We start from the raw sequence: 17,565 nt of genomic DNA on the forward strand, positions 1-17,565 counted from the left end.
TGAAATTTAATGTAAAATATAGGCTGTTGTGGAAAAGGGGGTCCATTTTTTGAACATCTTACAAATCACTTTGAGGCATTTTAAGCCATACTGGAAGGGACTTCTTCTTGCATTCGGCTGCTCGCTGATCGGAGGGCTTTTCACCATCCTTCCTCCGGTATTGACCGGGAGGATCGTGGACGGAATTGTAAAAAGCTCCAGCGGAAAAGTCATTGCTGTCATGATCCTGGGTGTGATGCTGTCCTTTTTATTCAAGTCGGTATTCGAGTCTCTACAGGAGCTTATCCAGGTAAGAATTGGTCTAGATGTGATTACTGATATGCAGCTGCGGGCGTTCAGGCGGCTGCATAAGACACCTATGTCTTTTTTTACGACCACGCCCAGGGGGGATATGCTTTATCGGCTGACTCATGATGTGGAATCCGTGCAAAACTTAAATAATACCGTGATACCTAGATTCATACAGCAGCTGATCAGTGCAATTGCCGCTTTTTCTGCGGTTATTTCCCTATACTGGCCGGCAGCAGTCGTGATGGCCGGAGTATTTGCCGTTTATCTTTACCCATCTTTCAGACTTGGAAAAAAAGTGAGGAAAATGGGTGCCATTCAAAGGGATATGAGCGCAGACATTTATAGCCACCTTCAGGAAAGCATTGAATCGATCAGACTGGTAAGAACCTTTCAGACTCAGGATCAGGAGATGGCGGTGCAGACCAGCAAGATGGCCAGGTGGAAAGAATTTTCCATAAGGCTTGCCCTTTTAGGCAAGGTGAATTGGCGGCTGGGAAATTTATTTAATATAGCAGCGCCGGGGGTTGTTATGCTGGTCGGCGGCCTGTCAGTCTGGCAGGGGAAGATTTCGGTAGGGACCCTTGTTGCGGCGTTAAGCTTCATCCCCATTATGTTCCAGCCGATCAGATCGCTTGCCGAGAATGCTTTGGTGATTCAGCAGGCGATACCTGCGCTGCAGAGGATTTACGAATACTTTGATCTTCCGCTTGAGCATGATGAACAGCTGCCGGTAATGGGGAAGACTTCAGGGAATATCCGTATGGAAAATATTTGGTTTAAGTATCCGGGAACGGAAGAATATGTTTTAAAGGGAGTGGATCTTCATTTAGAAGCAGGAAGCCACATAGGAATTGTAGGAACAAGCGGCGGAGGCAAAAGCACGCTTATTCAGATTCTCCTGGGCCTTTTTGATGCGGATAAAGGCAGCATACATATCGATGGCAGGGACTTATATGCCTATAATCGGAATTCCTTCCGTCAGCAGGTGGGAGTGGTTTCACAGGAAACCTTCCTGCTGAACAGTACTCTTAGGAAAAACCTTCTGTACGGTAAGCCGGAGGCAGGCCAGGAAGAACTCAACCGGGCATGCGAAGCTGCAGGTCTGACAGACCTGATATCTTCACTTCAGGATGGGTATGAAACGATCGTAGGGGAAAGAGGTTTGAAGCTCTCGGGCGGACAGCGCCAAAGAGTGGCCCTTGCACGTGCCATTTTAAGGCACCCGCCGATATTGATCTTTGATGAAGCGACTTCTTCCTTGGATGGAGAAACAGAAGAACGTGTTCAATCCTCGCTCGAACAGCTGATTCCTGGGCGGACTACGATCACAATCGCCCATAGACTAGTCACCGTCAGGAAGGCCGATAAAATTCTGCTATTGGATAAAGGAATCGTGGCAGAAGAGGGAACTCATGAAGAGCTTCTTGCTATGAGAGGTCAGTATTATCAATTGTACATGGCTCAGTACAGTGAGCTGGAAAAGGAGAGTGCCGTATGAGCAGCCGGACTGTTACAGCCTCCAAAAAATCCGGGGACGGAAGGAGAGTCCTCCAATTTTTAAAGCCCCATAAAAAATGGGTCTTTGCCGACTCCTTTGTCATAGCCGTAAGCCAGGTTTTTTCAGCCCTGATTCCAACCTTTGCGCTGAGCTGGCTCGTTGACCATATTCTTCCCAACGAATCCCACCGTCTTCTTTGGGGACTGATGTGGCTGCTGGTCTTATCTGCAGTCATTGATTTATCTTTAATGGTTCTCGATGAATATTTTTGCCATCAGGTGGCCAAAACGGTTACAAACTGGCAGAAGCTTAGATTATTCCGGCATCTGCAGATTTTACCGTTTTCATTCTTTCATAACAGCCAGACAGGTGAACTTCTGGCAAGGGTCTCTGATGATCCAGACACCCTCCATAACTTTCTCGCATGGGAAGGGTCTACGTTTATGGCGGCTGTCCAGGGTGTTATCCTGTACAGTATTGTACTGTTCTTTATCCACCCCTATCTGATGATAGCAAGTGTTGTTCTCGGTGTACTTTTCTATTTAGCTTCCAATTTCGTTGGTTCAAAAATGAGATCTGCCTCTGCAAATGCAAGGCAGGAAGCGTCAAGATATCTGGAACGGCTGAGGGAGTCGGTTACAGGAATCCACCTATCCAGAGTTTTAGGTGTATCCGATTCTGAGGTGGACAGTGTCACAGAAATCAGGCAGTCCTTCGTAAAAGAATCACGACAGGAATTGTTTGCGAGAATGAAATCGGTGGTGGTCATAGGGAGTTTCAACGGCTTTGTGCTTGCGGCTGTATACAGCATCAGCCTGTTTTTGATCTGGGACAAAGAGCTGACTACAGGGCAGATGCTGACAGCAGGCGGACTTGTGACCATCGCAGCCAATGAAATTCAAAGACTTCTAAGAAACTGGCTGTCAGTAAGAAGAACCGGGCCGGCACTTGACCGGTCCGAGAAATTGCTTTCTGAGAATGCTTCAGACGCAGAAAGCACCAAAGGCCTTGTATTGGAAGAATTTACGGGAAGCCTGGAATTTAGGGGAGTAAAGTTCACATATCCAGGAAAAACAGATCCTGTTTTGAAAAATATTTCTTTCTCTGTTTCAAAAGGAGAAGCTATAGCCTTAGTCGGGCCGAGCGGTTCAGGTAAATCCACAACCGTGGATTTAATTCTTCGCCTGTATGAACCAGATCATGGGGAAATATTACTGGATGGAATCAATTTTAAGGACCTTGATACTTCATGGCTGCGTTCCCAGTTTGCGATCGTCTCCCAGGATATTCAGCTCAGGAACGGGACGCTGGCTGAAAATCTAAGGATAGCCAATGCTGAAGCGTCTGACGGGGAACTGATACAAGCCCTGTATGACAGCGGCCTAAAGGACTTTTATGAAAATCTTCCGCAGGGACTTGAAACCTCCGTTGGTGAAAGAGGAAGTCTGCTTTCAGGAGGGCAGAAGCAAAGGCTGTCCCTAGCCAGGGCATTGGTGAAAAATTCTCCATTTTTACTTTTGGATGAAGCAAGCTCTGCATTGGATCCGATTACGGAAACACAGATCAACCAGGCCATTGCCAGGAGAAGGACCCAGCAGACCGTCATTATTATCTCTCACAGACTTTCAACCGTCCTATCCGCCAATAGAATCATTGTTATAGAAAATGGGACCGTGGTCAATCAGGGTGCTCATGAAACGCTCCTCCAATCCGAGGATGGAGTCTATTCAAGGCTCTTCAGGCGTGAAGCTGAAATGGGTGTAAGTGTATTGATAAACCAGGCATAGTAAAACGGTTGTCAGTCCTTAAAAATAAAGCAGGGGAGAAACCTTTTCAAGTTTCTCCACCTGCTTTTTCCTTCCCATTGGCTGATTGCCAATGAACCAGGGGTCATATGTCAATCAGCAGAATAGGAGTCTTTGCACCTGGACTATAGATCAACCTATTATTAAATAGTCCGCCATGCTTATTTCCTTTTCTTTGAAAAAAATCAAAGCTCTTTTTTTTTCCAAAAAGAAAAAACTCTTCTGATCATCCGCGGGAATGTCTTCTTCTTAGAAGGGCTGCCCGCCATGAGAGGCTTCTTGACAGTCTCTTCCATCACGTAAATTTTCTCCTTATCGACAGCGTCTTTTGCTGCAGCTACAAGGCCAATGTCTGTAGTCTGTTCCAAGTTATGAACCACTTTATAGGGTATCCCATTTTTGTTGGCCATATGGGAATATTTGCTGAGATACGTATAAGGTATGGATCCATTCAATAAAACGGTGGCGCCTGGGTATTTTTTTGCTTCTTCTAAAACCTGCTGATAAACCAGTTTTTCTTTCACCTGGCCGATTGTTAGGGCCAGGATCACTCTCTCTCGGAAAGTCCCTAAAAATTTTCGTTTTTCTTCCGGTTTTATCTCTTTGACCCCGTGAATTCCCTGCTGTAAATAATCATCGATATGTTCTTTTGGCAATGTAATCCCCCCAGCCACAAGTAATACCAGTATACACAGAAATCAAAGGATATGTGTATAAAGGTGAGGGGGCCCTGCCTGTTCAGTTTGAATGAGGCTTTTGTTTCTTTCGGGAAGAATCTTTTTGATAGCTGCCTGTTTCTCTATTTGTTGTGCCCTGTCCCTCAACATTAGGAGAGCCCAGTCCGGCTGTGGAAGGGTCTTGTTTAATTTTACTCAATTTAGATTTCACCTCCTTGGCATACTTTCTCCTAAAAGCGGAGGTTTTAATTCAAAAGGAATAGAAAGTGCGGTTACGGGACAATTTACATAAATAAGGAGGTGTGATCATGGCAAGAATTGGAGTAGAAGAGTCTTTGACCAATGTTTCTGAAGCATTACGGAGCAGGGGCCATGAGGTTGTGGAACTGAAGCAGGAATCAGATGCCCAAAATTGTGATGCGTGTGTTGTTACAGGATTGGATTCAAATATGATGGGAATTTCCGACACTTCTATACAGGGATCTGTGATTGAAGCAAACGGGCTTTCGGCCGAGGAAGTTTGCAGTCATGTTGAAGACAGACTGAGCTAAAAATCACATTTTAAAGCAGGTGTCTCATAGGGCCCGCGCCTGGGATTATGGGACATCTCTTTTTGCTTTCAAAATTGGAACGAGGAGGCAGTAAAATGGCCAAGCGAAACGAAGAGGCTAAAATGGATGGACAATACGAAACAGGAAACAAGAGAAAGATTGATACCCTTGCCGATGCAGCTGGACCACCTTCTAAAAATAGAGAATTCCGCAAAAAATAAAGGAAATGGGCATGCCCATTTCCTTTATTTTCTTAACCTAAAATATAAAATCCTTCGGCAGGAACTTGGATTTCGTTATTTCCAAATTCTTCAGCTTCCTCTGTCAGCAAATTTGACAGCCTGCGGCCCCTAAACTCCTCTGGCAGAGTCAAGTTGATAGATTCTTTGGAGTTATTGAGAATAAATAATAATTTATCTTCTCCATACGATTTTGTATAGATAATCGAATTAGTTTCATCACTTGCCTCAAGAAACTCAAATTCTCCCTGATTGCCAAAGGCGGGATTCGTTTTACGCAATGCAATCAGCCTGGAGATAAATGAAAATAGATTTCGATCCTGTTTATCTTCATCCCACTCCATGCATTTGCGGCAGCCTGGATCCTGGCCGCCGGTTAATCCGATTTCATCCCCATAATAGAGACAGGGAGTCCCTGTAAACGAAAGCTGGAATACGTACAGGAGCTTTAACTTGTCCTTATTTCCGCCGCAAGTCGTGAGTACTCTTGGTGTATCATGACTGCCCAGCAGATTAAAGGCCGCCTCATTCACATTCTGAGGATACATATTAATAAGCTCTGTAATGCCTGTCTTAAATTCAGATGCAGTCATCTTGTCCTCGGCAATATATTTCAGGGTCGAGTTTGTAAAAGGATAGTTCATTACGGCATCAAACTGGTCGCCCTGAAGCCATGGCATGGAGTCATGCCAGATCTCTCCAAGTATATAGACATCTGGATTGATGGCCTTAATTTCCTTCCTGAATTCCCGCCAAAAAGCATGGTCGACTTCATTAGCAACATCCAGCCTCCAGCCGTCAATGCCGAATTCCTGCACCCAGTACCTGCCAACCCCCAGCAGGTATTCCTTTACTTCAGGATTTTCGGTGTTCAATTTAGGCATTTCCGGAAAGAAACCAAATGTATCATAATTTGGGGCAGGCTTTGTCTCCACTGGATAATCCCATACATGGAACCATTCCTTATAAGCGGATTTTTCGCCGTTCTCCAAGACATCCTGCCATTTTGGAAAATAGAAGCCGCAATGATTGAATACAGCATCCAGCATCACCCTTATTCCGCGCTTGTGGCATTCCTCGATCAGCAGCTTCAACGTTTCCTTATCTCCAAACTGGGGATCGATTTCCATGTAATCGATGGTATCGTATTTATGATTGGAATAAGCCATAAAGATGGGGGTGAAATAAATCCCATTAACCCCAAGCTCCTCTAAATAATCCAGGTGATCAATCACGCCCTGAAAGTCGCCTCCGAAGAAATTATCTTTCTCTGGCTCAGCGCTTCCCCATGGAAGCGTCCCATCAGGGTCAATGGAAGAATCTCCATTCGCAAATCTTTCAGGAAAGATTTGATACCAGACAATGTCCTTAACCCATTCTGGATAGGTGAATACATCTATGTTATTAAGATACGGGAAGACAAAATAGTAGGCATTGTCATCGAGGGGAGCTTCTTTAAAATACCCCTTCTCCGTATAGATGGCTGTTTCCTTTCCGTCATTTAATTCAAATCCATATCTTAGTCTCCTATAAGGAGGTTTTATGGCAATGAACCAGTAATCAAAGAGGTCGGTCGAACCGCTCTTTTTCATGGGAGTTTTTTCAATGCACCACTTTCCATCCTTCCATACATATGGATCCCCATGAATCAGGTCCACGCTCTCTAAATCATTTTTTTTTGTTTTTAGTCGAATATGAAGTGTCTGGTTGTCATAAGAATACGCAAAGTTATTCTTAGGACGATGGTAAATGGCTTCCTTAAACAATGACTGTTCCTCCTTTTAAATAGGGCCAATGAAAAATATCTTTGTAAACCTATGGAAAAATTGTAAACCTTCGGAGAGTCGTGTTACTAAGAAAAATATAATTGCAAAAATAAAAAATTCTGTTAAAGATAGGAATCCTACCTGGACAGAGGATATAAAACAGCATTTCCCGATTACATTTAGGATAAAACCTATTAACTTCCAGTAATATGAATATTTAGTAAGTATCCAGAAGGATTTAATAGAAAAATCTACTAGCTTTGTATCTTGAAACTATTATATGATGTTATAAACTGTACAATAAAAATGAACCTTAGGAATGGTGTAGTATGGCTGTAACAATCAAGGATATTGCCAGGGAAGCAAAGGTTGCACCTTCTACTGTGTCAAGAGTCATAGCCGACAGTCCCAAAATAACAGAGAGAACGAAGAAGAAAGTAAGGAAAGTCATGGACCAGCTTGGCTATTATCCTAATTTCCATGCGAGGAATCTGGCTAACCGGGCGACTAAGTCGATAGGGATCGTTATGCCGGCTTCGGTCCGCAAGGGAAACCTTACGTTCCAAAATCCTTTCTTTCAGGATGTAATCAAAGGAATTAGCGCCTTTGCCCATTCAGAGGAATACTCTCTTTATATCACAACTGGGGAAGCTGAGGAGGAAATTTACTCTGATGTGATGAAAATGGTAAAAGGCAGGCGTGTGGATGGAATTATCCTATTATACTCCAGTGATAATGATCCGGTCATGGAGTATTTGGTCGATGAAAATTTTCCGTTTGTACTTGTAGGAAAGCCTCCCGAAGATATAAAGAATATCACTTATGTAGATAATGATAATTATGCAGTATCAAGGGAACTCACCAGCTTTCTGATTTCCCTCGGCCACAAAAGGATCGCCTTCATTGGAGGGCATGAAAAACTGCTGGTGACCAAAAACAGGCTGGCCGGCTTTTTGGACACTTTGCTTCTGTCAAAGATCACTGTCCCGAAAACTTATATCAAGCATACCGATTTCATTATGGACGGAGGGAAAAAGTCGGTAAATGATCTTTTATCCCTTAAAGAACCTCCAACCGCTATATTTGTAACGGATGACGTTTTAGCCCTTGGGATCCTGAATGCCCTGAATGAGAAAGGAATTTCCGTTCCGAATGAAATGAACGTAGTCAGCTTTAATAACTTGTTCTTTTCTGAGTTCACTTCCCCGCCCCTTACAACAGTGGAAGTGAATATCTATCAGCTGGGCTATGAGGCTGCCCGCAGTGTGGTGGAATTGATTGAAGATGAAAACAGCTCTCCTAAATGCATTACGGTTCCGACGGAGATCATCATCAGGAAGAGCACAAAGTCATTAGATGGAAAGAATAATTAAAGAACGAAATTCTTTTGGCTGCAGGCAAAACCATGAGGTAGGGTTTACCTACAGCCTTTTTGTGCGCTATAGAAAATGACGTTCACAGGATGGTTAAATAAATTGATGAAATAACCTTCAGGAAACAGGAAAATGCCTTCCTTTTATAGAAAGAATCTATAGAAAACATTAGAAAAAGGGGAGGATTCTATGGAAACAAACAACCTATATCACCAGCTGCTCGAAATGGGGGAAAGCAGTATTACATTAATTTTGCCGATTGATTCCATCGGGGAAGGTGAGCGAGTAGTAGAGCTAGCCAAAGAACTAGAGGTGGATGGCAAGCTTGAGCTTAGAGATCATGGTTTACAATCTGACTCAGTATTCATTCGTGTCAATCTTATTTAGCATCCTCAGGGATGCTTTTTATTTGGAGTCAGCCCAATCTAAGAGCCGGCTTTTAGGGGATTTTGCTTTGAAGCGATTTGTGCTTTTCCCCCCCGGTAAATTTGCAAAAAGGGCTGTCACGTTCTAATGAAGGAGAATATAGTATACAGACAACGCTTTCATTTCGGAGGAAAGGGGACTCTGCTATATGAAATTTTTATACAATCTTACCTGGATTCTGCTGTTCGTCGGCGGTCTGAACTGGATTTTCACAGCTTTTGATTTTAATTTAGTTACAGAATTATTTGGATCCGTACCTGCTTTAGTGAAGACCATTTACTGGCTGATCGGCCTATCCGCGATTTACCAGCTGTTTAGCCGGTTTACGGAAGAATAGCCAATATAAGGAGCCTGCTGGAAGCATCTCAGCTTCCAGTAGGCTTTCTATTTTTTATGCCGGATTATCCGGAGAGATTACCGAATAATAACCGCCATCGATTAAAAGGGTATGGCCGCTTGAACCCTTGCAGATCAGCTCTGCACCGAAAGGGCCTTCTCCGTTTTCCTGCAAAATCGTTTTAACGGGTCCTTCTCCCTTTGGTTCAAAAAAGGTGAAAAATGCTTCTCCAAGCTTGATCTCTGTACATATAGCATTCCATTGATCATTTGCATACGATTTAATTTTTTTACAGTTAAACCATTTTTTCCAGTGGGTATAAACGTTATCGATATTTTTAACTGCATAATAAACATTCTTTACTGCCTGGGCCCCATTTTGATGTTCAAGCTGGACGCCGCTATCCGTGAGGTCTTGTAATCTTTCCGGTACAGTCTGATTCCATTCTATAAAAAACGGCAGTTCAAAGGAAGATCGTTCTGAGCGTACAAACAGCATTTTCCACGATAAACGTTTTCCCTGCTCTGTGATCCTGGTGCCCTCAATGGGGCCTGTGACATGGAGTCCCAATTTGCTGAAGGTTACCGCATCTCCTTCTATATGATCCGTTCTTATGGCAGTTTGGATAATTCCATTTCTTCTGTTATTTTTATGAACAAGCTGGATAAGCGGATTATCGCTGACCCGAACTTTTTCCTGCTCATCGACGGATATGAATTCAATATAACTTGGCCCAAAGTAAGAGAGGAAGTTGCTTGTTCCCCATGTATCATGCTTTCCCCCAGGAAATACAGTAAACCCCTCCTGATGGAATTGCTTTTGTGCGGACACCTTATCTTTTGCTAAATGAACAATATGGTCAAGGGAGAACACAATCACCTGCTCCTTTCTGAAAGTACGGGGTAAAGTTTATACGGTTTTCTTAATAGTACACATTAGGAGAAAAAAGAAAAAGAATATAATCTTGATCTTTTTAGCAAGTTTGATTTCCCCTAGCAGGGGAATTACTTTAAAAGAAAAAGCAAAAAGGGGGAAGGATGAATGAGTAAACGGAATTTCCTATTGCCTGCATTGGCTGCCGGGACAGCTGCATACTTTGTAATGAACAAAAATAATCGGGTGAAAATGAAATTATGGGCTGAAGACAGCTATAACTGCATAAAAAAGAAATATGAAAATGTTAAAGAGGCAGAAGGAAAGTGAGACATTTAAGAGAATGAATCAGGAGGGAATAAAGTAAGGCAGGTGGAAAAATTGAAGAAAATAGCGGTTGCCATTATTCATGGTATGGGAAACCAGCCCGAAGATTATGCTTTCAAGCTCAGTGAGGCGCTCCAAAAAAGGTTTAAAGAAAGATGTGGGGACCAGTCAGCCGGGCTGATCATTAAACCGATTTTTTGGGCAGATGTTTTTTCAAAGGGTGAGGAAGAATTATACGACCAAACAGTGGCAAGTTATGATTTGAATTTCAAACAGCTAAGGAAATTTGTGATTTCATACTTTGGAGATGCCATTGCCTATCAGCCGGTTGAAACGGCTAAACATAATTATTACAGAGTGCATGAAAAGGTCGCCTCCGGACTTAAACAACTGTCAGAGAAAGCAGGGGACAACTCCCCGTTATGTGTGATCGCACACAGTCTTGGAACCGTGATTGCGAGCAATTATTTTTATGATCTGCAGTTTAAGACAGAAGCTGCAGATGATGTTAACCCGTCCAGCCCCTTGGAAAAAGGGGAGACTCTTTCGCTGTTTTATACACTGGGAACACCGATGCCGCTTTGGAGCCTTAGGTATCATGACTTTGACCGTCCCATCACCATCCCATCCCCGGAATGGAAACAGAAACATCCTGACATGAAAGGGGAATGGATCAACTTTTATGACCGGGATGATGTCCTTTCGTTTCCGCTAAAAAGCATCAGTCCAAGCTATGCCCTAGCTGTTGACCAGGACAAAGAGGTAAATTGCGGTACTATTTTTACAAGCTGGAATCCTCTCTCCCATAACGGTTACTTTACTTCCCAGGAAGTGATCCATGATATTATAGAAGGATTATTCCGAATTTGGGTAAAGTATAATTCAATTAAATAATAGATATCTTTATCTCTTGGAGGAATAGATATGCTTATCCTTTCGAAGTGCTTGCAGGGAACATTTTAGGGAAGAATAAGATCCGATTGCTCCATATCCATAAAAATAACCCATAAACAAAGCTCCCCAGAAGTTATGAGGATGACTGAAAAACAGGGATACTGCAAGCCCTGAAATAAGGGCAACTGAGGGTACATAATGCCTGGGCACTCTCACCAGGATCTTAAAGAGCTGCGTAAACGCAAGAATGATCGGAACTGCCGCCACTCCGTCCCAGAAGTTGGTTTGTATCAATGGAAAATCCCACATCACTGAACTCCTTTTTTTATAATATCCCGCTCTCCCTCCTGCTTTATCCAAAAACATACCAAGAGTTCTCAGAGGGTAAAGGAAAGATTCCTTTACCGCACAAGGAAATTTTGGTACCATCTTACTTAGCTTACAAAAAGTATAGTACAATACTCTATAGGTAAGCGAGGGGGAAATATATGAGAATTCCTATACTAAAGCTGAATAATTTACTTTTAGTTTCAATACAAATTGAACTTGATGACCAAAGCGCCTTGCAGCTGCAAGAAGATCTCCTGGAAAAAATCCATCAGACGAGTGCAGGCGGTGTTGTAATAGATCTTACTTCCTTGGATATGATTGATTCCTTTATTGCCAAGGTACTTGGTGATATCGTCAGCATGTCAGGCCTGATGGGCAGCAAGGTGGTACTTACTGGAATACAGCCTGCTGTCGCCATTACTCTTGTCGAACTTGGAATTTATTTGAATGACGCCAATACTGCCATCGATCTGGAAAAAGGTATCGAAATACTGGGCAAAAGTGGTGTGCAATGACCATAAAAAGTAATATTCCTATCATCAGTGAATGGGATATTGTTGCTGCGAGGCAGGCAGGACGAGAAGCTGCAAAAAAGATGAACTTTGGAACCGTAGACCAGGCCAGGATCACTACAGCGATCTCGGAATTGGCCAGAAATATTTTTTTATATGCCATGCCTGGAAATATTATAGTAGAAGAAATTCACGAGAATAATAAATATGGACTAAAAATCACTGCAGCCGATCAGGGCCCGGGCATTGAAAATATTAAGCTCGCATTGGAAGACGGTTATACCACTTCAGGAGGGCTTGGGGCAGGAGTTCCAGGAGTAAAACGGCTTATGGATGAATTCAGCATTGATTCAGAAGTCGGCCGCGGGACTGTCGTTGTGGCGGTCAAGTGGCTGTGAAAACTTGGCAGCAGTGTACTTACAGACCGGGGAGGCAAAAGACGTTTGCATCCCGGTTGACAGGGTAAACATACAGTATACCACTAAGAGGAGGATGCTGACATGAGTAACTCTGATAAATTTAAAAGTACCGTTAGCAAAGTAAAAGGCGAAGTAAAGGACCAGCTGGGAAATGCGACAGACAATCACGATATGCAGGCAGAAGGGAAAGCGGATAAAGCCAAAGGCGGCCTGCAGGATAAAATTGGCGATTTAAAAGATACATTCAGCGGTAAATAGTATGTAAATGCCTGGAGCCTCCAGGTAAATTTATAAAAAGGGGTCTGGAATTTATATCCAGACCTTTTTTTTATGGTGAATGTAATAATGTGATGAGTACAGCATTGTAATAGGCAATCCAATGAATTACTTGTGCTCTAACAGAGTCATAATTTGGCACTTTGAATCATACATCATCAGCATATCCCTAAATCCTCGAGTTAAATACTTTTGCCATAAAAGTTTTTATGAAGAAAATGGTAATAGGACCTGAGGCGCACATACATTCCCATTCGGCCTTCAAGCCATTGATAAAACTAGGTGTTTTCTCTCATTTTATAAGAAAGCCAGCTAAATGGGGCATGCTCTAAAAGGAAAATACATAACTTTAATAGAATAATAAAAATTAACAAAACATCCTGTAAAGGCCAGCTATGCACTTTCTGCTGCAACCTTTCTTTTGCGGACCGTCCAAGGACTAATTTTTTGGAGGTGTAGAAATGCAAACAGGTACCAAGATCTTTATTAGTTCTGCTTATGAGAATGAACTAAAGCCCTTACGGAAAAAGCTGATGGAGTCGTTGGAGCTGGCCGGCCATTTTCCGCTCGCATTTGAGGAGAATTTCGGTGTATGGGGCCAGGATAAAATAGAAACCTGCATCAATAAAGTAAAAGAATCCGACCTCTTCCTGCTCTTCATTTCAGAGAAAAGCGGGAGCTTCACAGAAAGAGACCCTCGTGTGACCGCCACATATGTTGAATTTCATTATGCCAAAAAAGAGAAGAAACTGATCCTTCCTTTTGTAAATGACTGGATAAAAAGCATATATTTTAGCGATATGAAGCAGCTCATCACAGAAGAACTTTATAAATTCCGTTCAAAATTCTACAGATTTCCCGGACATATTTATGATATAGTGGAACCGCTGGTAAAAGAAATTGAGCAGACCCGTGAATATTTGTACCGGAGGATTAAAGACATCGACCCTTTTGTCTGGGCCTTTTTATATGATGTCGATCAAAGCTGTCCGTTTTTATACGACATTGTTCTGGCGAACGCTGATGAGCTGTGCAAAACTGTCAATATTTATTTAAGTAATTACCTTCACAAGGGCATAGAATATTTAAAGAATGAAGATGAAACCAGAGAAAGCCTTAATCTGGCACCGAAATTAAAAAAATATAAAGACTATTCTTTTCAGCTCATCCGTTCGTTTAAAAATGGGGTGCCTGATCTTCAGGTTATCCTTAATGAGCTTGCACAAGTTTTAAAAGGTGCGAATATTTATAACCGAAAGGGGTATTATGTAAAAGAAGAAATCGCTTCCTTCAATGACTGCACCGCAATATCCCTTTACCGTAGAAAAGGAAACAAAATGGTGTACGTCTCACATTTCGGAAGCATCACTCCAAAAGAAGAGTTTTCTTTGACTGATGAGGAAGCATATGTTTCCAAAACGTATATCTTAAATGGAGAAGTGGAATATCTATTTTTCAATGAAGAGAAGCATCAGTTATATTTAACGAAGAGGATTGGAGAGATGGTCCTATGTGCACATTTTCCTTTTCAGGAATTTTGGTCTTCAAATGAAGTGGCTGCACTACAAGAAGAAATTTTTTCTGCTATACTTAAAGAAAGAATATATCTGGATTTTGCAGCCGATTTAATTGGAGGGTTGGATGTTGAAAAAGAATAAGTCCGTCCTGGTGGCATCAACACCAAAAAAACTATCCCGTGCCGCATCTGATCAAAAGCTGGATAGCCTTGTGAAAAACAGCCAGCGATTATTAGGTGCACTTAACAAGCCGGCCCATCGGAGCTAGGTATACCTCCTAAAAGGAACCCTGTTTCGATGGGTAATTGTTCGTACATAATTTTCCATAGTCTGCTATAATAATAGAATCATATGGTAAAGAGGTGTACAATGACTGCTGCCAGGCTCCCGCTGCCAGTGGGTCTCCGGCTGGAGGCGATACTGTCCCAGGGAATTACGAGAGAGGAACTCATTTTGAGTTTAAAAAAAAATCAGTACAATGAACTTGTTTTTAGAGGCGGCAATGAAACCGATCTCTCTTATTTCTTCCATTATGCAGAAAGTCAACCAGAAGAATGCCTATCTGCTGTAAGGGATGGATACTCTTTCAAATTTTTGACTATCAGGGGACTAAAAAACTTCCTTATACTTAAATATGGTTTGAGAAATGGGACCGATCTGGAATTCCATCAAACGTATATTGATAGAGTGCGATTGAAAAAAAAATGGCTTCCTGAAATATCCTCCATGATTACAAGCCTCTGGACCTTCACGATTTTACAAGAGGATGAGGAACAAGAAAGTGTTTTAGTCCGTTTCGAGTCCTCAACCGCTTTACAAACCGCAGGCAGCTAGAATAATATGTAAAAAGCAGGCTTACAAGGGAACTGCTCTCCATAAAGGCAGAATTCATATGCTTTTATGCGGAACAGAATCCCTTATAAGTCTGTATTTTTGTTGGTAAAAATGAAGTAAGCAATTCAGTTTCTTTCCTGCAGGTAATAAGAGTAATATAGGAATGTCGGTTTAATCCGGGAGGACTTGAACATGGGCTGGAAGAAGTGCGCAATGATTCCAGCACCTGTCCCTTCCAAAGAATCGCTAAAACCAATCGGCGGCGGAGCGAAGGGTGTTTTCCGCCCCTATACGGTGACAAAAATTCCGGTCTTCACGTCAGAAACCTGGTGTTTCAAAATTGATGGGCTCGTCATGAATCCAAGGGTCTATAACTGGGAACAATTTGTACAAATACCAAGAAAGGTCCAGGTGAGCGACTTTCACTGTATAACAGGCTGGAGCGTGTTCGATATTACGTATGAGGGAATCCTCTTGAAGGATATTTTACAGGAAGCCGGAATCAAAAGCGGAGCCGTTCAGGTGAAATTATATTCCGGAGATGGGGTCTATACAGATTCTCTATCCATAGGACAGGCTCTGCTGGATGATGTGATGGTGGCCGTCCTTCAGGATGGCAGGCCGATTTCTCCTGATTTTGGCGGGCCAGTGAGGCTCATTGTTCCCAAAATGTATGCTTATAAAGGAGTCAAATGGCTGAATCGTATTGAAGTGATTGACCATAAGCATGCAGGTTACTGGGAAAAAAGAGGATACAGTAAAAATGCCTGGATACATAAAGCAGGCAGTACAATCTAATAATTTTTTGGTGGTGACTGGTTTTGGATACTAGCTTTGCATTACATACAGACTTATACCAGATTAATATGGCGGAGACCTATTGGGCGGATGGAATCCATAACAAAAGAGCAGTGTTTGATTTATATTTTAGAAAGCTTCCTTTTGAAAATGGATTTGGGGTTTTCGCCGGATTGGAAAAGATCGTTGAATATTTAAAGGACTTTAAGTTCTCTGAATGGGATCTCGATTACCTGAAAAACCAGGGCTATCAGGATGATTTCCTTGCGTATCTAAAGGAGTTAAGATTTACCGGCTGCCTCAGATCCATGAGGGAGGGAGAGCTTGTATTTGGGAACGAGCCCATCCTGCGGGTCGAAGCCCCACTTGCGGAAGCCCAGCTGATTGAAACGGCGCTGCTGAATATTGTCAATTACCAGACCCTGATTGCGACAAAAGCAGCCAGAATAAAACATGTCGCAGGAGATGGAACGCTGCTTGAATTTGGGACCAGGAGGGCACATGAATTTGATGCCGCTCTTTGGGGGACAAGGGCCGCATACATTGGAGGCTTCCATGGTACGAGCAATGTGAAGGCAGGAAAGCTGTTTGGGCTGCCAATCTCCGGTACTCATGCCCATGCCATGGTTCAGGCCTATCAGGACGACTATACAGCCTTTTATAAATATGCTCAGAGACATAAAGACTGCGTCTTCCTTGTAGATACCTATGATACTCTCCGCTCGGGGGTTCCCAATGCGATAAAAGTGGCCAAAGAGCTGGGAGATAAAATAAATTTCAAGGCCATCAGACTGGACAGCGGAGATATGGCTTATCTTTCGAAGGAAGCCAGAAGAATGCTGGACGAAGCCGGCTTTACAGAAACAAAAATCGTAGCGTCAAGCGATCTGGACGAGTATACCATGATCAACCTCAAGCAGCAGGGAGCTAAAATCGACATTTGGGGAGTCGGGACCAAGCTGATTACGGCCTATGAACAGGCCGCACTGGGAGCTGTCTATAAGCTTGTATCCATTGAAGGCAGCAATGGGGAAATGGAGGATACCATCAAAATTTCCTCCAACCCTGAAAAAGTGACGACGCCTGGCATAAAAGACGTCTACCGGATTATAAATAAAAAAACCGGTAAATCTGAAGGAGATTATATCACCCTAACCTCTGAAAAACCTGCAGAAGAAAATAGGATCAAAATGTTCCATCCGGTTCATACGTACATTTCAAAATATGTAGACAACTTCGAAGCGAGGATGCTTCATCACGATATCTTTAAAAACGGTGAAGTTGTATACAATCTCCCGGATATCCAAGAGATCCAGGAATACTCACTCGGCAATCTGGATTACTTATGGGAAGAGTATCTGCGGACCATGAACCCGCAGGAATATCCTGTTGACTTAAGCCAAAAATGCTGGGACAACAAAATGGCGAGCATTGAAAAAGTAAGAAACAAAGTGGAAGCCATGAAATATTGACGATAAATAAAAGAAAGCCTGGCCAATTGAACTATACCCCGGATAGCGGACACTGATAAAAAAGTGCCCCTATCCGGGGTTTTTTGTGTTTCAATAGATTTAATACATGTGGGCGGAGGATTTGTATGAATAGGAAGATCTATAATGATTTTGAAATCAAAGAATTGGAGAAAAACCCGAATGTTTTAAGTGCGTCTGACCGATCCATCTCCTACAGTCCAGAATTTAAGATGAAGGCCGTATCTGAATACAAAAGTGGGAAAACTCCCTCTCAAATTTTTATTGAACAGGGTTTTGATTTAGAGATGATTGGAAAGGAACAGCCTAAACGCTGTTTAAAACGCTGGAGG

The 17,565-nt window shown here is 42.6% G+C and carries 23 protein-coding genes; 18 read left to right on the top strand and 5 right to left on the bottom strand.

What is annotated here, in order from left to right; translation table 11 throughout:
- Positions 1 to 49 precede the first annotated feature (49 nt).
- Positions 50 to 1,789 carry an ABC transporter ATP-binding protein gene (locus tag H539_RS0120115; RefSeq protein ID WP_026695018.1) on the top strand — a complete coding sequence of 580 codons (1,740 nt, stop codon included), beginning with the start codon at positions 50 to 52 and terminating at the stop codon, positions 1,787 to 1,789.
- Complete coding sequence (locus H539_RS0120120; RefSeq protein WP_026695019.1) at positions 1,786 to 3,576, top strand: ABC transporter ATP-binding protein; 1,791 nt, start codon at positions 1,786 to 1,788, stop codon at positions 3,574 to 3,576. Before H539_RS0120115 ends, H539_RS0120120 begins: the two co-directional genes overlap by 4 nt.
- Before the next feature lie 203 nt (positions 3,577 to 3,779).
- Here H539_RS0120120 and H539_RS0120125 read toward each other — a convergent pair whose 3' ends face one another.
- Complete coding sequence (locus H539_RS0120125; protein ID WP_026695020.1) at positions 3,780 to 4,250, bottom strand: YueI family protein; 471 nt, start codon at positions 4,248 to 4,250, stop codon at positions 3,780 to 3,782.
- 82 nt (positions 4,251 to 4,332) lie between these two features.
- Positions 4,333 to 4,470 (bottom strand): YuzL family protein, encoded by a 138-nt coding sequence (locus H539_RS31010; protein WP_081415962.1) that lies wholly within the window; start codon positions 4,468 to 4,470, stop codon positions 4,333 to 4,335.
- 109 nt (positions 4,471 to 4,579) lie between these two features.
- On the opposite strand from H539_RS31010, the gene H539_RS0120135 reads away from it, so the two are divergent.
- The gene (locus H539_RS0120135) at positions 4,580 to 4,822 is read left to right on the top strand and encodes a YkuS family protein (RefSeq protein WP_026695021.1); all 243 of its coding nucleotides are present in this window, start codon (positions 4,580 to 4,582) and stop codon (positions 4,820 to 4,822) included.
- A gap of 95 nt (positions 4,823 to 4,917) precedes the next feature.
- On the top strand, positions 4,918 to 5,043 hold the full coding sequence (locus tag H539_RS33155; protein ID WP_281171450.1) for a hypothetical protein: 126 nt from the start codon (positions 4,918 to 4,920) through the stop codon (positions 5,041 to 5,043).
- Between the two features lie 32 nt (positions 5,044 to 5,075).
- Here H539_RS33155 and H539_RS0120145 read toward each other — a convergent pair whose 3' ends face one another.
- Complete coding sequence (locus H539_RS0120145; protein WP_026695022.1) at positions 5,076 to 6,827, bottom strand: glycoside hydrolase family 13 protein; 1,752 nt, start codon at positions 6,825 to 6,827, stop codon at positions 5,076 to 5,078.
- Between the two features lie 329 nt (positions 6,828 to 7,156).
- Between H539_RS0120145 and H539_RS0120150 the strand changes: the two genes are divergently transcribed.
- The 3 genes from H539_RS0120150 (at position 7,157) to H539_RS0120160 (ending at position 8,963) form a co-directional block, all read left to right on the top strand.
- The gene (locus H539_RS0120150) at positions 7,157 to 8,200 is read left to right on the top strand and encodes a LacI family DNA-binding transcriptional regulator (RefSeq protein ID WP_026695023.1); all 1,044 of its coding nucleotides are present in this window, start codon (positions 7,157 to 7,159) and stop codon (positions 8,198 to 8,200) included.
- 189 nt (positions 8,201 to 8,389) lie between these two features.
- Positions 8,390 to 8,587, top strand: a complete 198-nt coding sequence (locus tag H539_RS0120155; protein WP_026695024.1) for a hypothetical protein — start codon at positions 8,390 to 8,392, stop codon at positions 8,585 to 8,587.
- Between the two features lie 187 nt (positions 8,588 to 8,774).
- On the top strand, positions 8,775 to 8,963 hold the full coding sequence (locus H539_RS0120160) for a DUF378 domain-containing protein (protein WP_026695025.1): 189 nt from the start codon (positions 8,775 to 8,777) through the stop codon (positions 8,961 to 8,963).
- 54 nt (positions 8,964 to 9,017) lie between these two features.
- Here the strand turns inward: H539_RS0120160 and H539_RS29150 are convergent, their stop codons facing one another.
- On the bottom strand, positions 9,018 to 9,836 hold the full coding sequence (locus H539_RS29150; protein ID WP_051348691.1) for a VOC family protein: 819 nt from the start codon (positions 9,834 to 9,836) through the stop codon (positions 9,018 to 9,020).
- Between the two features lie 168 nt (positions 9,837 to 10,004).
- Here H539_RS29150 and H539_RS31705 point away from each other — a divergent pair, with 168 nt between their 5' ends.
- Together H539_RS31705 and H539_RS0120180 are read left to right on the top strand one after the other, a co-directional pair.
- Positions 10,005 to 10,166, top strand: coding sequence for a hypothetical protein (locus H539_RS31705; RefSeq protein ID WP_155890158.1), 162 nt, complete (start codon positions 10,005 to 10,007; stop codon positions 10,164 to 10,166).
- A 42-nt stretch (positions 10,167 to 10,208) separates the two neighbouring features.
- Positions 10,209 to 11,057 (top strand): chemotaxis protein, encoded by an 849-nt coding sequence (locus tag H539_RS0120180; protein ID WP_245602225.1) that lies wholly within the window; start codon positions 10,209 to 10,211, stop codon positions 11,055 to 11,057.
- Between the two features lie 9 nt (positions 11,058 to 11,066).
- Here the strand turns inward: H539_RS0120180 and H539_RS0120185 are convergent, their stop codons facing one another.
- On the bottom strand, positions 11,067 to 11,366 hold the full coding sequence (locus H539_RS0120185; protein WP_026695027.1) for a hypothetical protein: 300 nt from the start codon (positions 11,364 to 11,366) through the stop codon (positions 11,067 to 11,069).
- A gap of 179 nt (positions 11,367 to 11,545) precedes the next feature.
- On the opposite strand from H539_RS0120185, the gene H539_RS0120190 reads away from it, so the two are divergent.
- The 9 genes from H539_RS0120190 to H539_RS0120230 form a co-directional block, all read left to right on the top strand.
- The gene (locus H539_RS0120190) at positions 11,546 to 11,902 is read left to right on the top strand and encodes an STAS domain-containing protein (protein ID WP_026695028.1); all 357 of its coding nucleotides are present in this window, start codon (positions 11,546 to 11,548) and stop codon (positions 11,900 to 11,902) included.
- Entirely contained in the window at positions 11,899 to 12,297 is a 399-nt protein-coding gene (locus tag H539_RS0120195; RefSeq protein WP_026695029.1) for an anti-sigma regulatory factor, read from the top strand. Before H539_RS0120190 ends, H539_RS0120195 begins: the two co-directional genes overlap by 4 nt.
- A 102-nt stretch (positions 12,298 to 12,399) precedes the next feature.
- Positions 12,400 to 12,576, top strand: coding sequence for a CsbD family protein (locus H539_RS31015; protein ID WP_081415964.1), 177 nt, complete (start codon positions 12,400 to 12,402; stop codon positions 12,574 to 12,576).
- 479 nt (positions 12,577 to 13,055) lie between these two features.
- Entirely contained in the window at positions 13,056 to 14,252 is a 1,197-nt protein-coding gene (locus tag H539_RS0120205; RefSeq protein WP_026695030.1) for a DUF4062 domain-containing protein, read from the top strand.
- On the top strand, positions 14,236 to 14,379 hold the full coding sequence (locus tag H539_RS31710) for a hypothetical protein (protein WP_155890159.1): 144 nt from the start codon (positions 14,236 to 14,238) through the stop codon (positions 14,377 to 14,379). Before H539_RS0120205 ends, H539_RS31710 begins: the two co-directional genes overlap by 17 nt.
- Before the next feature lie 101 nt (positions 14,380 to 14,480).
- Complete coding sequence (locus tag H539_RS0120215) at positions 14,481 to 14,945, top strand: hypothetical protein (RefSeq protein WP_026695031.1); 465 nt, start codon at positions 14,481 to 14,483, stop codon at positions 14,943 to 14,945.
- 192 nt (positions 14,946 to 15,137) lie between these two features.
- The gene (locus H539_RS29155; protein ID WP_051348692.1) at positions 15,138 to 15,743 is read left to right on the top strand and encodes a molybdopterin-dependent oxidoreductase; all 606 of its coding nucleotides are present in this window, start codon (positions 15,138 to 15,140) and stop codon (positions 15,741 to 15,743) included.
- A gap of 17 nt (positions 15,744 to 15,760) precedes the next feature.
- A complete protein-coding gene (locus H539_RS0120225) occupies positions 15,761 to 17,215 on the top strand; it encodes a nicotinate phosphoribosyltransferase (protein WP_026695032.1) in 1,455 nt (484 codons plus the stop codon).
- Positions 17,216 to 17,340: 125 nt separating this feature from the next.
- On the top strand, positions 17,341 to 17,565 hold a 225-nt coding region (locus H539_RS0120230), incomplete at its 3' end, for an HTH domain-containing protein (RefSeq protein WP_026695033.1).

The sequence above is a fragment of the Peribacillus kribbensis DSM 17871 genome, assembly GCF_000430765.1.
GTDB lineage: Bacteria > Bacillota > Bacilli > Bacillales > DSM-1321 > Paraperibacillus > Paraperibacillus kribbensis.

What these genes read in the sequence shown, in the direction of transcription:
- H539_RS0120120 (WP_026695019.1), top strand. Translation starts at nt 1,786, where the DNA reads ATGAGCAGCCGGACTGTTACAGCCTCCAAAAAATCCGGGGACGGAAGG.
- H539_RS0120135 (WP_026695021.1), top strand. Translation starts at nt 4,580, where the DNA reads ATGGCAAGAATTGGAGTAGAAGAGTCTTTGACCAATGTTTCTGAAGCA.
- H539_RS33155 (WP_281171450.1), top strand. Translation starts at nt 4,918, where the DNA reads ATGGCCAAGCGAAACGAAGAGGCTAAAATGGATGGACAATACGAAACA.
- H539_RS0120150 (WP_026695023.1), top strand. Translation starts at nt 7,157, where the DNA reads ATGGCTGTAACAATCAAGGATATTGCCAGGGAAGCAAAGGTTGCACCT.
- H539_RS0120155 (WP_026695024.1), top strand. Translation starts at nt 8,390, where the DNA reads ATGGAAACAAACAACCTATATCACCAGCTGCTCGAAATGGGGGAAAGC.
- H539_RS0120160 (WP_026695025.1), top strand. Translation starts at nt 8,775, where the DNA reads ATGAAATTTTTATACAATCTTACCTGGATTCTGCTGTTCGTCGGCGGT.
- H539_RS31705 (WP_155890158.1), top strand. Translation starts at nt 10,005, where the DNA reads ATGAGTAAACGGAATTTCCTATTGCCTGCATTGGCTGCCGGGACAGCT.
- H539_RS0120185 (WP_026695027.1), bottom strand. Translation starts at nt 11,366, where the DNA reads ATGTGGGATTTTCCATTGATACAAACCAACTTCTGGGACGGAGTGGCG.
- H539_RS0120190 (WP_026695028.1), top strand. Translation starts at nt 11,546, where the DNA reads ATGAGAATTCCTATACTAAAGCTGAATAATTTACTTTTAGTTTCAATA.
- H539_RS0120195 (WP_026695029.1), top strand. Translation starts at nt 11,899, where the DNA reads ATGACCATAAAAAGTAATATTCCTATCATCAGTGAATGGGATATTGTT.
- H539_RS31015 (WP_081415964.1), top strand. Translation starts at nt 12,400, where the DNA reads ATGAGTAACTCTGATAAATTTAAAAGTACCGTTAGCAAAGTAAAAGGC.
- H539_RS0120205 (WP_026695030.1), top strand. Translation starts at nt 13,056, where the DNA reads ATGCAAACAGGTACCAAGATCTTTATTAGTTCTGCTTATGAGAATGAA.
- H539_RS31710 (WP_155890159.1), top strand. Translation starts at nt 14,236, where the DNA reads ATGTTGAAAAAGAATAAGTCCGTCCTGGTGGCATCAACACCAAAAAAA.
- H539_RS0120215 (WP_026695031.1), top strand. Translation starts at nt 14,481, where the DNA reads ATGACTGCTGCCAGGCTCCCGCTGCCAGTGGGTCTCCGGCTGGAGGCG.
- H539_RS29155 (WP_051348692.1), top strand. Translation starts at nt 15,138, where the DNA reads ATGGGCTGGAAGAAGTGCGCAATGATTCCAGCACCTGTCCCTTCCAAA.